Raw genomic sequence first — 15,913 nt, forward strand, 5'->3', positions numbered from 1 at the left:
CTGAAATCTGGCGCATGAACTGATGATGAACGGGAAAAAGCGGGGAAAATCCGGCTTGATGGTCATACAAGTTTTACAACCACAAACCTCCCCAGACTGGTAGCTTCGCGATTCAACGACTACGTATAAGGGTGGAATCGTAACCCGTGAAATCGCGACGGAGAAACATGCACAGAACTGGCTTCGTCGGAACTATCCTGATGCTGTTTGCAGCCTTTCCCGCTGCTGCAAACGACGCGCAATTGGTTGCCGATATGGCTTCCGAGTGCTGGAAGTTGCCCGAGAATATTGACTATCAACGAGCGTCCGCAACTTTCGAGGTTACATATAATGCTGAGGGCGAGTTGGTGCGCATCGTGACTGTCGAGTATCAACCAGTTAGACGAGCGGGCCGAGAATTCGCAATCAGCGCGCAGCAGGCGCTGAATGAGTGCGCGAACAGAGCTCCGGTTAAGTCGCGGACGATCCGGGTGGTAATGCGATATACGGCACCCGCCTCAGATGGGCCATTGATCATGAAGAAGCCCCTCCGGTAGCCAATGTCTATCTCTTATGGGCCAGTACCAAGTGCCGCTCGACTGAATAATTCATACAGACGGTTGCCAAAAAAACATAATTGCTGAACAAGGGTTGGAACTAAGCGCTCAATGTCGAGAATGGAACACAGCTTGAAACGCATTAAAATTGGCTTGGTCTGGCTCTTTTTGGCAGGCATTTCGTCAGCGCATGCTCTTGAAGTCAGTTCTCCGGCCATTTTGAAGCCGTCGCCGGAGCAAATGCAAGCCGCCAATCTAACGGCAGAGTTTCTCACGCGTTTTCATTATCGGCCCATTCCTCTGGATGATGCGCTGTCGATCCGGATCATGAACCGGTTTATCGACTCGCTGGACCCGGATCGGCTCATCTTTCTGCAGGCGGATGTCGACAAGTTCCTGACCGGCAGCAAGGAAATCGATGATGCCATCGAACGTCAGGATTTGACTGTTCCGTTTTCCATCTTCAACACCTACCAGATGCGCATCATCGAGCGCATGACCTTTGCGCGCAGCCTGCTCAAGCAGGGGTTCGATTTCAGCAAGCAGGAAGATTTCTCTATCGTGCGCGACAAGGAGCCCTGGCCGCGATCAAGTGAGGAGAGCAATGATCTGTGGCGCAAACGCGTCAAGAACGACTGGCTGCGTTTGAAGCTTGCCGGCAAGGATGATGCGACGATTCGCAAAACGCTCGACAAGCGCTATGAAAACTCCATCGAGCGCACGTTTAAATACAACAGCAACGACGCTTTCCAATCATTCATGGCTGCCTATACGACGTCGGTCGATCCGCATACCGATTACTTCGGTGCTAAGGCTTCAGCCGAATTCGATATTTCAATGAAGCTGTCTCTGGTCGGTATCGGCGCGGTGCTCCAGGAAAGAGACGACTATACGACGATCCGTGAACTGGTTGCGGGTGGTCCGGCACAGTCATCGGGCAAGCTTGCCGTGGGCGACCGTATTGTTGGCGTTGGACAGGGCAAGGAAGGTCCTATCAAGGAAGTGATCGGCATGCGTCTCGATGAGGTCGTGCAGATGATCCGTGGTGACAAGGGTTCGGTTGTGCGGCTCGATATCCTGCCCGTTGATGCTGGCCCCGACGGCAAGCACCATGTCATCTCTCTAGTCCGCGACAAGATCAGTCTCGACAAGCAGGCCGCCCAGAAGAAGATCCTTTCGGTGAAAGACGGAGACGCCTCCCGCAAGATTGGAGTGATCACTCTGCCTGCGTTTTACGAAGACATTGAAGCGCGGCGCAAGGGCGATAAGAATTACAGGAGTGCCAGCCGCGACGTTGCCAAGCTCATTGCTGAGTTGAAGCAAGACAAGGTTGATGGTGTGCTGGTCGACCTGCGCAACAACGGCGGCGGTTCGCTCAGCGAAGCGATCGATCTGACAGGATTGTTTGTTGGAAAAGGACCGGTCGTTCAGCAGCGCAATGCAAGCGGCGAAGTCAAGGTGGAAAGCGATACTCTTTCGGCACCTGCCTGGAAGGGCCCGCTGGGCGTACTCATCAATCGCGGTTCAGCTTCGGCTTCCGAGATTTTTGCTGCGGCGATACAGGATTATGGTCGTGGTGTGGTTATCGGCGAACCAAGTTTCGGCAAGGGAACGGTGCAGACCGTGGTCAATCTCGACGAAGTGGCCAATAACCCCAAACCCGAATATGGCGAGCTTAAATTTACAGTCGCGCAGTTCTTCCGAGTTGACGGTGGTACGACCCAATTGCGTGGTGTAACACCCGATATCAGTCTACCGGGGCTTTTCGATCTCAAGCTTGTCGGTGAATCAAGCTTCGACAATGCGTTGCCGTGGTCGCAGGTGAAGGCTGCGAAGTACAAGTCATCGGATAATATAAAGACGCTGTTGCCCCGGCTGCAGAAGCTGCATGACGAGCGCGTGCAGAAATCTCTGGAGTTTCAGGACTTTTTGCAAGACGTTGCAACGCTGAAAGAGCAGCGCGAGAAAACGTCCATATCCCTCAACGAAACTGAACGTCGCAACGAGATGGCCGCTCAGGAAAAGCGGATCAAGGCACGCGGGAAGGTCAACGACGGTATTGATACCGGGATGGATGACGGTCTGCAGTCGAATGAGCGAAGCTTGAGTGCTGATCTGGCGATTGAGAAAAACCGCAAGAGCGCGACAGATGTCCTGCAGAACGAGGCTGCGGCGATTGTGGGCGATCTGGTTGATCTGCGATAGGGCTTTGGTTCAAGCCAGTGCGGGAGAGAACTCGCAACGGGAGGTGCTGGCGCCGCCCGCTGCGCTGTTGCGAAACTTAGGGATTATCGGATTTCAGAAGATAACCCGCACTAAACCCGTTAGGTCGCGTGAACGGTCAGGTTTTACGGTCCGCGCTTATTTGCGCAACTCGGCTTCGATCTGATCGAGAACCTGATCCTTGCCGATGCCGGTCAGGAAGGGGAGGCCCTTGATGACGGGCTTGGTCACCGAAGCCGAAATAGGCGTGGTGGAAACGATGAAATCCACATTGTCGGCGAGAGAAGGAACTTCCGTGGCTTTTGCCTGTTGAGCATTGAAGGTAAGCCCACGCTTTTTCATTTCTTCGGTGACGGTTGCATTCACTGCCGTAGATGTCGCTACACCTGTACCGCAAGCGAAGAGAATTGTTTTCATTTTAGCCATGGTTTCCTCCAATTGGTGCTTGTGTGTTCAGGGCGCTAGAGCATTTCCTGTTTTTCTTGAATCATTGGAAATGCTCTATTTCTTTGTTTTTCGCATTATCCGACGCAAAACCGCTTCGCACTTTTGCTGGAAATGCTCTAGCCTCTATTGCAAGGCAGTTTGAACGTCCTCAAGCGTGCGTGCGGCCTTCAGCCTGTCGAGTGCATCAGCATCCTGAATGGTTGCCATGATCTGCTGCAAGGTTTCAATCTGTTTGTCCTTGTCATTGATGGCAAGCAGAAACACATATCCAACCGGGACAGCTTCTTCCGGGTCTTCCATATTGGCGAACTGGATGGGCGATTTCAGCGTCGCGAATGCAATACCAGCCTTGATCACATGTTCAGGATCGGTGTGAGGGACTGCGACGTTATCATCGCGCTCAAGCGGTAATCCGGTAGGCATGGACAGTTCGCGGCTGACGACGGCATCAGCATAGCTTGGCTTGACGTAGCCAAGTTTCTCCAGCTTGCCCGCCAATATCCGGATAATCTCTTCGTTGGTTTTTGCGTCGCTCTGAAGCTCGATCGCTTGTGGGTCGAGAAAATCAATCAGACCAGCAGCCATTCCATTCTCCATTCAAAGAAGGTCGCACGCCGATCTCGACGTGCGACTTGTATTTCATGCAGCGATCATTGCCGCCCTCAGGCAGCAATTTCGTCTGCAGGTTCGTCCTCAGCACCCGCAGCGCGTTCCCATGCCTGCGTATTGCGACGATAGAGCATGAAAAGCGCTGCAATAACGACGGCGATTACCGCGATACCAATAGCACCGAGCCACTGGATGGCCGAGATGATGACGTAAGGCACCCACAGGAATCCATCGACCACCGAAGTAATCTGCAAGGCGTTCTCAGGCAGCTTGAAGCCCGATGAAACAGCAGCGCCGGTGAACAATGGTGCGAGCGCATTGGCGACATAGAAGCCGATGGCCAGTGTGATGGTTCCGACAACGACCATACGGAACACGTTTCCTTTCAGAAGCGGTGCCGTCATGGCGACGATAAACGGAATGACGGCAAGATCGGCGAACAGGATCACGCGGTTACCCGGCAGGATGACCGACAGAATGATCGCAATCGGCACAAGAATGAGTGACGACGAAATCGCAGCCGGGTGTCCGATCAGGATTGCCGAGTCGAGACCAACGAGAAGTTCGCGGTCGCCTGTGCGCTTGCGCACAAATTCCTGTGCAGCATCAGAAACTGGCAACAGACCTTCCATCAGGATTTTCACCATGCGCGGCAGAAGCAGCATGACTGCTGCAAGCGTCATGCCGGTGCCGAGAACCTTGGCGAGGATCGTGCCGAAGTCGCCTGCATTATAAAATGCGATAGTACCAAGAACGAGACCTATGATCAGCCCCATCACGACCGGCTCACCGAAAACCCCAAAGCGACGTTCGATGGTTTCGGTGTTGATGTTGATCTTGTTGATGCCGGGGATGCGATCCATGATCCAGTTGAGCACGATGGCAATTGGCAGGATCTGCGCCGAGGCCAGATGCGGCACGGACACACCGGGTACGCCATAGAACTGCTGAACAGCGCGTGCGGACCAGTCTGCAAACAACAGCGACAGTGCTGCAACCAGTGCTGCAATGATGATGCCGTAAGCGAGGTTATCGGTTGCAGCGACAACCAGCGAGCCCACGAAAGCAAAGTGCCAGAAATTCCATACGTCCACATTGAGCGTGCGCGTCCAGCGCATCAGCAGGAGGACGATGTTGACCAGAATACCTACTGGAATAACCCACAAGCCCACGGATGAACCAAAGGCAATGGCTGCAGCGGAAGGCCAACCGACATCAACGATGTCGCGTTTGATGCCTGTATTGGTCACGATTGCCTGAGCCACTTCACCGATGGAGGTGAACATAAGGCCAAGGACCAGGTTGATACCGATGAAAGCGACGCCAATTGTTATGGCTGCACGGAAGGCTTTGCCGACCTTCGCCCCAAGTACCACTGCGATAATGAAAATCACGATAGGCAACAGGACTGTCGCCCCAAGCGTATCGACTGCCGTTTTAAGTCCGCTCAGAAATGCGTCCATTTATCTCTCCTCCCCCTCGGAGCACGTCCCAAAGTGCACCGAACTAACAGAACATCATTATTAGCTCGCACGTATCGACGTTTCAAAATGTGAATTGGGCGAAACGGCAGAACATTTGTATTCTATAGCAAACTAAAGTTGAATAACAAGATGGCATTTCGGGAGGTGTAAACGCTGCGAGAAATGAACACTGGTATTGACTTAGAAACAAATGTTCATTAATCGATAATGCATCAGAGGAGACTGCGAGAATTTTGCAGGGACGTTCAGGAGGAAACGATGGCAACCAATGTGGCGTTGACAGGTTTGGCGCGTGACATGCAGGCGCGGGCGGATAGTGGGCGACCAATTCGCATCGGACTGATTGGCTCCGGCGAAATGGGCACCGATATCGTCACGCGCGTTGCACATATGCCGGGCATCGAGGTTGGCGCTATTTCTGAACTGCGCGTTCCCAATGCTCTCAAGGCTGTGGATATTGCTTTTCAGGAAGAAGGCCATGGCCGCGAGGTCTCGACAGCTTCCGACCTGACTGCTGCTATGGAAGCGCACAAGGTTGCTGTAACCGACAATGCCAATCTGATCCTCGAAAATGATCTTATCGATGTCGTGATCGATGCAACCGGTGTTCCAGCTGTGGGGGCCGAAATCGGCCTGCGCGCTATGGAGCATGGCAAGCATCTTGTCATGATGAATGTCGAAGCGGACGTCACCATCGGTGCATATCTGAAAGCCGAAGCCGAGCGCCTTGGCGTGACCTATTCGCTGGGCGCAGGCGATGAGCCGTCATCCTGTATGGAGCTGATCGAGTTTGTGACTGCCATGGGTCATCCGATTGTGGCGGCGGGCAAGGGCAAGAACAATCCGCTCAATATCGACGCCATTCCAGATGAATATATGGAAGAAGCCACGCGCCGTAACATGAATGTACGCATGTTGGTGGAATTCGTTGACGGTTCAAAGACCATGGTTGAAATGGCGGCTATTGCCAATGCCACAGGTCTCGTCCCCGATAAAGCTGGTATGCACGGCCCTGCTGCAACGCTCGACCAGCTCAATAAGACGCTGATCCCTGAAAAGGATGGCGGCGTGCTGTCGAAGGTCGGTGTGGTCGATTATTCCATCGGCAAGGGTGTTGCGCCGGGCGTATTTGTTGTCGCCGACATGTCGCATCCGCGTATTTCCGAGCGCATGGAAGATCTGAAAATGGGCAAGGGTCCATATTTCACGTTCCATCGTCCGTATCACCTGACTTCCCTTGAAGTGCCGCTCACCTGCGCCCGCGTTGTGCTCTATGGCAAGCCGGACATGGTTCCGCTTTCAAAGCCGGTCGCCGAAGTGGCAGCCGTTGCAAAGAAGGACATGCAGCCGGGCGAAAAGCTCGATGCGATTGGCGAATATTGCTACCGCGCTTGGATCATGACTTCCGGTGAAGCAAGAAGCGCGCATGCGATCCCATGCGGGTTGTTGCAGGGTGGCAGCGTGACCAAGCCGATCAAAAAAGGCGAACTGATCACTTACGACAATGCGGCTGTGGCACCCGGTTCCAAGATTGCCGAGCTGCGCGCACGTCAGGACAAGCTCGTTTACGGAGCGTGAGGACAAAACATCATGGTTCAAGCCAAAAAAGTCGAACCGCAGGATACGGGCGACCGTCACAATTTGCCTTATGCTTTCCGCACTTATTCGCCGGAACAGCTGAAAGAAGCACTGCATAAAATGTATCTCATCCGCCGCTTTGAAGAGGGCGCGGAAGAAAGCTACACGCGTGGCCTCATTCATGGAACGATGCATCTGTCCATCGGGCAGGAAGCAAGCGCGATGGGCTCGTGTCTGCCGCTTAACGATGACGACATGATCACCTCGACCCATCGTGGTCATGGCCACTGCATCGCCAAGGGTGCAGACGTGAAGCGCATGTTTGCTGAGTTTTTCGGCAAGGAAACCGGCTATTGCAAAGGCCGTGGCGGCTCGATGCATATCGCAGATGTTTCCAAGGGAAATCTCGGTGCGAACGGTATTGTCGGCGGGGGTATCCCGATTGCGGTAGGTGCAGCTCTTTCCGCCAAGAAGCAGAAAAACGGCAAGGTGGTCGTGTCGTTCTTTGGCGATGGTGCGAACAATGAGGGTGCTTTTCACGAAGCACTCAATATGGCCGCGGTCTGGAAGCTTCCGGTTGTTTTCATCTGCGAAAACAATGGCTACGGCATGTCCACCTCCACTAGGCGCTCGACGGCAGTTGCCAATGTTGCTGACCGCGCCTCGGCCTATAACATGCCGGGCGTGATCGTGGACGGCAACAATCTGTCGGAAGTGGCGGAAGCTGTGAATGAAGCCACTGAACGCGCGCGGCGCGGCGATGGACCGACGCTCATTGAAAACAAGACCTACCGCATTCGTGGTCATTCCAAGAGCGATCGCAACCGCTATCGCACCAAGGAAGAAATTGAGCATTGGCAGAATGATCGCGATCCCATCGCGCATTTCGAGGCCGATTTGAAAGCCTATGGCTTCATCAATGACGCTGAGATCGAGGCAATTCGTGCTGAGGTGGAAAAGGAAATCGCCGACGCGATTGAATTCGCCAAGAACAGCCCGGCGCCTGATCTTACCAACCTGACCCGCGACGTTTACACGGATGATATTTGAACATGGACACAGCAATCCGTGAGTTGAGTTACTCGCAAGCTATTCAGGAAGCTATGGCAATTGCCATGGAACGCGACGACCGCGTTTTTCTGATGGGTGAAGACATTGGCGTCTATGGTGGCGCATTTCAGGTGACAGGGGATCTGGTGCATCGCTTTGGCGAGGACCGTGTCATGGACACCCCGATTTCAGAACTGGGCGGCGCAGGTGTAGCGGTCGGCGCAGCACTGACCGGCATGCGTCCGATCTTTGAATTCCAGTTCTCCGACTTCGCAGCACTTGCCATGGAGCAGATCGTCAATCAGGCTGCCAAAATCCGCTATATGCTTGGCGGGGCGGTTTCTGTGCCACTGGTCATGCGCTTTCCTGCAGGCTCTGGAACGGGTGCCGCAGCGCAGCACAGCCAGAGCTTAGAGGCTTGGCTTGGTCATGTTCCGGGTCTCAAGGTTTTGCAGCCCTCGACACCTTATGATGCCAAGGGCATGTTGCTTGCGGCCGTTGAAGATCCTGATCCGGTTATGATTTTCGAGCATAAGCTGCTTTACAAGACCAAAGGTCCGGTTCCTGAAGGCTTCTACACCGTGCCAATCGGCAAGGCGGAAGTGGTTCGCGAGGGTCGCGATCTGACCATCGTCGCAACCGCAATCATGGTGCACAAGGCGCTTGATGCGGCTGCTGAACTTGCCAAAGAAGGCATTGATGTTGAAGTGATCGATCTGCGCACCGTGCGCCCGATTGATCGCGAAACCATCATTAAAAGCGTCAAGAAGACGTCCAAGCTTCTCTGCGTTTATGAAGCGGTGAAGACGCTTGGTATCGGTGCTGAAATCTCCGCAATCGTCGCAGAAAGTGATGCCTTTGACTATCTTGATGCGCCAATCGTGCGTCTTGGCGGGGCAGAAACTCCAATTCCTTACAATCCTGATCTTGAACGCGCAACGGTTCCGCAGGTGCCTGATATCCTGAAAAGTGCGCGTGATCTGGCCAAGGGAGTACGCTGACCATGGCTGTGGAAGTCATTCTCCCCAAGGTCGATATGGATATGGAGACGGGGCAGATTTCGCGCTGGTACGCCAAGGATGGCGATACCGTCACGAAGGGCCAGCTTCTCTTTGAAATTGAGACTGACAAGGCGGCGATGGAAGTCGACGCTCCGGCATCAGGCATCATTGCGGATATCAGTGCCGCAGAAGGCGCCGTTGTCCCGGTTGGTCAGACTGTCGCCTGGATCTACGACGAAGGCGAAGAGCGTAATGCTAAGTCAACTTCGGTCGTTGAAGAGCCAGTTGCCGCTGTACCCGTAGAAACCGTCATTGAGCCGGTAACTTCAAAACAGGCTGAACCAAAATCCTCCCAAGGCTTTGAGCCGAGCTCAGCCAATGATGTGCGGGCAACACCACTCGCTCGTCGGCTTGCACGTGAAGCGGGTGTTGATCTTGCAAGTATCTTGGGTTCTGGACCCAAAGGTCGTGTCCAGAAAAAGGACGTTGAAGGCAATATCAGCGTCGCGAAGCCAGAAATTTCTGGGGTTGCTGCTAAACCGCCAGCGAGAAACACTGCTGAACCGTCCTCTGCGGGACAGCTCAACGCAGTCTGGTTGCGTGAGGGTGAGGCCGATCGGTTGCCGATTGTTCTGATCCACGGCTTTGCTGCGGACCTCAACTCATGGCGTGGCTTGTTTGCCGGGGCATCGCTTGGCCACCCGATACTGGCGCTTGATCTTCCGGGACACGGCAATTCGCCACGTGTTGTTCCTGAAAGCATCGATGACATTGCTGCTTCAGTCGAAGCGACGCTTGCTGCTTTCGGTGTGACGTCGTGCCTGTTGGTCGGCCACTCGCTTGGTGGAGCTGTCGCCACAGTCACCGCTGCGCGTGGTGTTGTCGATGTGCGTTCCCTGTTGCTTATTTCTTCGGGGGGCTTGGGACCGCAGGTCAACGGCGCGTTCATAAAAGGTCTCGTCGGCGCGAAAAGCGAAGCCAGCATCGTTCCCTGGTTGAAACTGCTCGTTGCCGATGAGAGCCATCTGACGAAGCCGTTCATCAATGCAACAGTTGCACAAGCCGCTGATGCAGAACTGCGCGATACGCAGGAAGCGATTGGTCATCGGTTTTTTGCGGACGGCACACAGACTTTTGAGGTTCGCTCAAGCATTGCCTCGCTTGCAATGCCGGTGCGGCTCATCTTCGGTGCCGAAGATCGGGTTATTCCCGTTGCCCAGGCTCATGGTTTGCCGGGGAAAGTTGGCGTCCACATTTTCGCAGGTTGTGGACATATGCCACAAATCGAAGAGCGGGCCGCGGTGCTGCAAATCCTGAAAGAATGCGCTGCCGCCGCCAATTGATGCGGTAACCGAAAAAAGCACATTGTTTGTGACGATGTGCTTTTTGTTGTTACTCGGACTGCGCCTTGTCCTTGAGCATCTGTGTCGCACTTTCTTCATCGGTGATGAGAACGGTGGGTTTCAGAAGTTCGATTGCACCAAGCAGAGCGGCAATCTTCTCTTTGCCGCCTGATGTAAGAATACGTTGCGGCGTCTTCTGAAGACTTTCAATTTTGGCCGACATAACGCGATCATGCACGGGATCATCAACGATCTTGCCGTTCTTGTCATAGAAGTGGAAAAGTACGTCGCCAACAGCGCCATTTGCAATGAGCGATAGCTTCTGTTCCTCGTCAATCAGGCCGACGCGATAAGACGTGCTGCTGGCGGTTTGAATGTCGCCGACGCTGAGCAGAACCATGTCCAATTCTTCGGCCATATCCAGCACAGTATTCAATCCGCAACGTTCGATAAGAGCTATCCGTGTCTCTTTGCTATCAACCAGAGCAGGGGCGGGGATAAGATAGCCTTCACCCTGAAAAATCTGCGCAAACTGCCAGGCAAATTCCGGCGGATTGGAACGGCGTGGTTGCACGATGCCGCCGAGCAGCGAGATGACTTTCAAATCGTTGAGTGGGCGGGCACCGATGTGCTGCAGAGTGCTGGAAAGGGTACGCCCCCAGCCGACGCCAATCGTCATACCGTGCTGCACCTTTTCCGACAGATAAGCGCCGGTGGCAGCACTGATCGGTGGAATAGGATCAATGTCGGATGAAGAGAGCGGCGCGACAATCGCGCGTTCCAGACCAAAGGTCTTTTCAAGCTCCACTTCCAATGCGGTCAGGCTTGCCAGCTTGCCTTCGATGGTAATTTTTACTTCATTGCGAGCACGGGCATCAGCAAGAAGGCGAACGATTGTGACACGGCCGACGCCAAGCGCTTCAGCAATGTCGTTCTGGGTCATTTGTTCGACATAATACATCCACGCAGCACGCGTTCTCAGCCGGCTCGTGCGGTTTTCAGCGGCAACGCCTTCCGATCCAATGATGAGGTCAGCGGTCTCCGGATTCTTTTGCGTCTTCTTGCCAGCTTTTTTCAAAATAATCCCTCAAATTATTGGCGCAATACTGCTTTATAGAAGTGATACTCTTAAAGCGAACCTATTGCTTTTCCACGTGAAGGCAAACAATAATTCATGTGCTCTGTCCAGGCTGTTCCGGTGGCGCTTCGGTTAAGGAAAATGAACATGCTACGCATTCTTTCGGAAGAAATTGCAGTCAATCTGAAGGACCGTCTGCGCGAGGTTCGATACATGATTCGTCGCAATCGTCATGAAAGTTTGCAGGGCGAACAGGCCGCTTCCCGGCCGGGTGAAATCGTGTCACCGGAACTGCTGCTTGGACATGCTGCGAGCATGATGGACAAGGCGCTGACGACGGCTGAAACAATCTCCATTTCGTTGATTTCATCGAACCCGAATGTTCATAACAGTGCGCCGCATGTGAGAAGCCTGTCAGTCTATTTCGGCGCAGGAGCTGAAGGTGGGCGCGCGTTCCGCAAGGATATGTACTATCTCACCAAAGAAGTGCTCCGCCGCCATCAGTTGCAGAATGTGCTGATTCAGGAAGCTGTGTTTGTCACCGTGCATGCAAAAGTAATGCGCAAACATGGAGCTCTCTTGAAGAGCGCGGTTGCCGCCGAGGCGGGCGACAAAAAAGTAGCCGAAACGGCCAAGGCCATCACGGCCATGTTTTTCGAGCTTCTCGCGGAAAAGCCGGTTCGTTTTATTTCATTGGATGGCCATTGCGATCCGCAGGCTTTGCGTAAATTCGAAACAATGTGTTTCGCTGCTGTTGGCCTGGCATGCGGACTGGCCACAGCGAAAGCTGGCGACCTGGAAGGAATTGACCCACTTGAGAGCGCCATTCTGGCTTTGGACGCAAGACATGAGCGTCTGATGCAGGCTGCTGAAGATCGAGATCATCCACAGCTCGAAAATCTGTTCCAGACCTTGATTGCACACCTGCCATAAAACAAAGCCCGGATACGATGATCCGGGCTTTGTTTTATAGATGCGTCGCAGATGAAGTTTAGTTTCCAAACATATCTGCGATCAGCTTTTTTGCGCGGGGAATTGAAGCCGGACTCATGCTGAGCTCGGTCAGTCCCATGCGCAGGAATTCGCCGATGAGTTCCGGCTTTCCTGCAGCTTCGCCGCACATGCCCACCATGATGCCTGCTTCGGTACCCGCCTTTGCGGTCATCTCAATTGCCGCCATGACAGCCGGGTGGCTTACGTCGTTGAGCTTCGCAACGGTTGGATTGAGCCGATCCGCAGCCATCACATATTGCGTGAGATCATTGGTGCCGATGGAGAAGAAAGCCGCTTCTTTTGCGAGTTCTCTGGCGGCAAAAACAGCCGCCGGTGTCTCAATCATAACGCCAAGGTCGAACTGGGCGAAAGCTTTACCTTCGTTTGTAAGTTCGCTGATGCATTCTGCGATCAGTCGTTTGGTTGCGCGAATTTCTTCGACATCCGAGACCATCGGCAGCATCACCTTGAGGTTGCCGTTGACCGCTGCGCGCAGCAATGCGCGCAACTGCGGCTTGAACACATCCAAACGATCCAGACACATGCGAATGCCGCGCCAGCCAAGGAAAGGGTTTTCTTCCTCGGGAAACTCGATGCCTGCAATGGGCTTATCGCCACCGATATCGAGGGTCCGGACAATAACCGAATGTGGTGCAAATGCTTTGAGAAGTGCCGAATAGGTTTCGGCCTGCATATCTTCGGACGGCAGATGAATATGCTTCATAAAGAGGAGCTCAGTACGGAAAAGACCAACACCCATCGCACCGGCTTCGAGCGCGACGTCGATCTCCTCAAGTGCGCCCATATTGGCGGCAACTTCGATAATATTTCCATCTGCGCGTCGAGGAATTATCGAGCGGTAGGCATCAAGCGCCTGCTTTTCCTGTAATGCCACAGCGATGCGTGCTTCGATATCGCTGCAGGTGGCCGCATCCGGGTCTGAATGAACGATACCGCTACTTCCATCTACAGCAACGACTTTAGCATTTTTAAGCTGCTGAACCGCACTTCCGAGGCCAAGAACAGCCGGAATGCCATGCGTGCGCGCAATGATCGCAACATGCGATGTGGCGCCGCCATGTCCGCAGACAACACCTTTGATTTTCTTGAGCGGTGCACGTGCCAGATCCCAGGCGCCGATGTCTTCGGCAATAAGCACCGATCCTTCCGGCAAGCCTTCCAGATTGATATCTTCCTTGCCGAGAAGTGCAAGACAGATCTGGCGACTGACGGCATGCACATCATCTGCACGTGCAATAAGATAGTGATCGTCGAGTGCCGCAAACTGCCCGGCAACTGTGGAAGCCGCAGCAAGCATCGCCGAAATGGCATCTAAACCATCTCGAATGAGCCCAAGTGCTTCGTCGGTCAGGCTATCATCCGCAGCAATATCCTTCAATGCCGCAATGATGCCTCTGTCAGCGTCAGCGAGGTTGCCGCTGGAGAGCGAAGCATCCATGCGTTGCTGTACCGTCGCGATAGCCGACTTAAAATGGGCAATCTCGGTGTCTATTTCAGATGCTGCAAGCTTCCGGCCCAAAGGCTTGATTTCTTCAGGAAAAAACGGAAACGCAGTGCCCAATGAGATGCCTTCGCTCGCACCAATGCCTTTTATCTGACCCGTGGGCAGCTTTATCGTAATCGCAGGCTGAATAGCGGCTGGCGGCGCGGTTTCTGCTTGAGGGGTAGCAGCGGGTGCAGCGGCCTCTTCAAGACCAGCCTGCGGGTTTTCCAGATAGCCAATCAAAGCTTCGATGGCTTCAATGGCATCGGCACCATCGGCACGAACGGTCACTTCATCAAGTTCTTTCACACCAAGCAGCATCAGCTTGACGGAGCTTTTGGCACTTACGCTTTTCCCGGCCTTGGCGATTTCGATGTCGCTTTCAAAACCCTTGGCCAGTTTAACGAAGCGGGTTGCGGGGCGCGCATGCAGCCCTTCATGCACCCGGACGATAGTCGAGCGTTCCATTTATATAAGCCTCAAAGCGACATCTGAAACATTCCAACATCCTGAATGTCGAAACTTGTTCCAATTATCTGTTTTAACACGTAATTCCAAATCCAATGATGGCCAGATTCAGCCGCCAATGGTGATAATCTGCCCTTCTTTGAGAGCAGCGACAAGCTCTTCGCCGACGATTTCAGTAGCGCAAATTTCGCCTGGACGATCTGTCGATTGTGCGCCCGTAAACGAAATAACGACGTGGCCGATTTCGCGTACTTTTTGCCAGGCGCTATCACCGACAGCAGTGATTTCTGCGTTGAGCGAGCCGATGGTGATGCGGGCTCCGACAGCAGGTGCGGCCGCTTCAGGGCCTTCTTCCACGACATGCATTACGGAAACTTCAGCGAGTTCGGGTGGCGACCCATCTGCAAAAAGAATGAGAACGCCGCCTTCAGCGAGATCCGCAACTTCCGGGCCGATCGCGGTGATCCGCGTTTTCAGATGTATCGACATAGAGGCGGTCCTTTCTTGGTATGGTCTTCGATGCCCGGAAATAGTGATCAGGGGACGCCGACATTGCAGATGTTTGGGAGATTGCCTGCCGCTGCTTTTGCTGCGACAGGCTGAACGTCTTAAAGCACTGCGAGGCTGACAACCCATGCGATCAGGACCGAAAGTGGCCCCATGATCTGACGGCTGATCAGAACTGCCGGAACACCAATTTCGATTGTCTTGGGTTTCGCCTCACCGAGCGCGAGACCAACCGGCACGAAGTCACAACCGACCTGCGTGTTGTAGGCAAAGAGCGCAGGCAGGGCCATGGCCGGAGCGATGGTGCCGTTGGCGATCTGCGGTCCTATGATCGCCACGCCCACGACCTGCGCGATAACCGCGCCCGGTCCGAGGATTGGCGACAGGAACGGCAAGCCGCAGATGGCGGAAAGCACGAGCAAGCCGACAATATTATTGGCTAGGGGGCCAAGCGGCTGGGCAAGAATATCGCCAATGCCTGTATAGAGGATCAGACCGATCAGCATGGTCACGAATGCCATGAATGGCAAAACGTTACGGATAACCTGATCGATTGTGCGGCGACCCGCCTGGAAGAAGATACCAACCACACGGCCCATAACACGACCGATACTGCTGATCAGTCCGACCAAGCCGCCTTCGCTCGGCTGTTCTACCGGTGCAGACTCTTCTTCTTCAACTGCGGCAACTGCAGGGGCAGCGGCGGCCGAGCCATCAGCAGAAACGATGTCTTCCGGCTTCACACCTGACACGTAAATGTCCTCGGTGATGAACTGCGCCAGTGGCCCGGATTGTCCAACCGGTGTGATGTTTACCGTTGGAATGCGCTTGCGCGGATAGACGCCGCAGCGGGCAGTGCCGCCACAATCGACAACCACGACTGCCATTTCGCTTTCAATTGGTGGTGAGCGGAAGCCGTCAACGGCCTCTGCTCCGGTCAGTTCGGCAATCCGGCGTGCAAGCGGATGAATGCCGCCGCCAGTGACCGAAACCACCTTGTTGCGTTGCTCTGTCGGCTGAATGACAAGCGGACCGCCCCAGCCATTTGAGCCGCGGGAAATTTTAACTGCCTTATAGGTCTTTACCATGTCG

The 15,913-nt window shown here is 54.1% G+C and carries 13 protein-coding genes; 6 read left to right on the plus strand and 7 right to left on the minus strand.

The annotated features are described in order from the left end of the window. Positions 1 to 656: 656 nt before the first annotated feature. Positions 657 to 2,741 carry a carboxy terminal-processing peptidase gene (locus ABDF71_RS21145; protein ID WP_258125145.1) on the plus strand — a complete coding sequence of 695 codons (2,085 nt, stop codon included), beginning with the start codon at positions 657 to 659 and terminating at the stop codon, positions 2,739 to 2,741. Between the two features lie 156 nt (positions 2,742 to 2,897). Here ABDF71_RS21145 and ABDF71_RS21150 read toward each other — a convergent pair whose 3' ends face one another. From ABDF71_RS21150 to ABDF71_RS21160, 3 genes are all read right to left on the minus strand, one after another. Continuing rightward, positions 2,898 to 3,185, minus strand: coding sequence for a PTS sugar transporter subunit IIB (locus ABDF71_RS21150; protein ID WP_151689345.1), 288 nt, complete (start codon positions 3,183 to 3,185; stop codon positions 2,898 to 2,900). Between the two features lie 144 nt (positions 3,186 to 3,329). Continuing rightward, on the minus strand, positions 3,330 to 3,791 hold the full coding sequence (locus tag ABDF71_RS21155) for a PTS sugar transporter subunit IIA (RefSeq protein ID WP_010659300.1): 462 nt from the start codon (positions 3,789 to 3,791) through the stop codon (positions 3,330 to 3,332). Positions 3,792 to 3,868: 77 nt separating this feature from the next. After that, complete coding sequence (locus ABDF71_RS21160; RefSeq protein WP_258125120.1) at positions 3,869 to 5,278, minus strand: PTS galactitol transporter subunit IIC; 1,410 nt, start codon at positions 5,276 to 5,278, stop codon at positions 3,869 to 3,871. A 279-nt stretch (positions 5,279 to 5,557) separates the two neighbouring features. On the opposite strand from ABDF71_RS21160, the gene ABDF71_RS21165 reads away from it, so the two are divergent. From ABDF71_RS21165 to ABDF71_RS21180, 4 genes are read left to right on the plus strand one after another with little or no spacing between them, the layout of a single operon-like run. Next, on the plus strand, positions 5,558 to 6,877 hold the full coding sequence (locus ABDF71_RS21165) for an NAD(P)H-dependent oxidoreductase (protein WP_010659298.1): 1,320 nt from the start codon (positions 5,558 to 5,560) through the stop codon (positions 6,875 to 6,877). Between the two features lie 12 nt (positions 6,878 to 6,889). Next, the gene (locus ABDF71_RS21170) at positions 6,890 to 7,927 is read left to right on the plus strand and encodes a thiamine pyrophosphate-dependent dehydrogenase E1 component subunit alpha (protein ID WP_151664278.1); all 1,038 of its coding nucleotides are present in this window, start codon (positions 6,890 to 6,892) and stop codon (positions 7,925 to 7,927) included. 2 nt (positions 7,928 to 7,929) lie between these two features. Beyond that, positions 7,930 to 8,928, plus strand: a complete 999-nt coding sequence (locus ABDF71_RS21175) for an alpha-ketoacid dehydrogenase subunit beta (RefSeq protein ID WP_024896483.1) — start codon at positions 7,930 to 7,932, stop codon at positions 8,926 to 8,928. A 2-nt stretch (positions 8,929 to 8,930) separates the two neighbouring features. Continuing rightward, on the plus strand, positions 8,931 to 10,271 hold the full coding sequence (locus ABDF71_RS21180; RefSeq protein ID WP_258125121.1) for an acetoin dehydrogenase dihydrolipoyllysine-residue acetyltransferase subunit: 1,341 nt from the start codon (positions 8,931 to 8,933) through the stop codon (positions 10,269 to 10,271). A 49-nt stretch (positions 10,272 to 10,320) separates the two neighbouring features. Here ABDF71_RS21180 and ABDF71_RS21185 read toward each other — a convergent pair whose 3' ends face one another. Continuing rightward, positions 10,321 to 11,349, minus strand: coding sequence for a sugar-binding transcriptional regulator (locus tag ABDF71_RS21185; protein WP_258125122.1), 1,029 nt, complete (start codon positions 11,347 to 11,349; stop codon positions 10,321 to 10,323). A gap of 315 nt (positions 11,350 to 11,664) precedes the next feature. Between ABDF71_RS21185 and ABDF71_RS21190 the strand changes: the two genes are divergently transcribed. After that, a complete protein-coding gene (locus tag ABDF71_RS21190) occupies positions 11,665 to 12,282 on the plus strand; it encodes a hypothetical protein (RefSeq protein WP_258125123.1) in 618 nt (205 codons plus the stop codon). A gap of 58 nt (positions 12,283 to 12,340) precedes the next feature. On the opposite strand, the gene ptsP is transcribed toward ABDF71_RS21190, so the two are convergent. The 3 genes from ptsP to srlE form a co-directional block, all read right to left on the minus strand. After that, positions 12,341 to 14,314 (minus strand): phosphoenolpyruvate--protein phosphotransferase, encoded by a 1,974-nt coding sequence (gene ptsP / locus ABDF71_RS21195; protein ID WP_258125124.1) that lies wholly within the window; start codon positions 14,312 to 14,314, stop codon positions 12,341 to 12,343. Between the two features lie 108 nt (positions 14,315 to 14,422). After that, entirely contained in the window at positions 14,423 to 14,803 is a 381-nt protein-coding gene (locus ABDF71_RS21200) for a PTS glucitol/sorbitol transporter subunit IIA (protein ID WP_010659291.1), read from the minus strand. Between the two features lie 119 nt (positions 14,804 to 14,922). Then, positions 14,923 to 15,909 (minus strand): PTS glucitol/sorbitol transporter subunit IIB, encoded by a 987-nt coding sequence (srlE, locus tag ABDF71_RS21205; RefSeq protein ID WP_151609369.1) that lies wholly within the window; start codon positions 15,907 to 15,909, stop codon positions 14,923 to 14,925. Positions 15,910 to 15,913 lie beyond the last annotated feature (4 nt).

Origin of the sequence: Ochrobactrum sp. WV_118_8 (assembly GCF_039631535.1) — a bacterium.
GTDB classification, from domain to species: Bacteria; Pseudomonadota; Alphaproteobacteria; order Rhizobiales; family Rhizobiaceae; genus Brucella; species Brucella anthropi.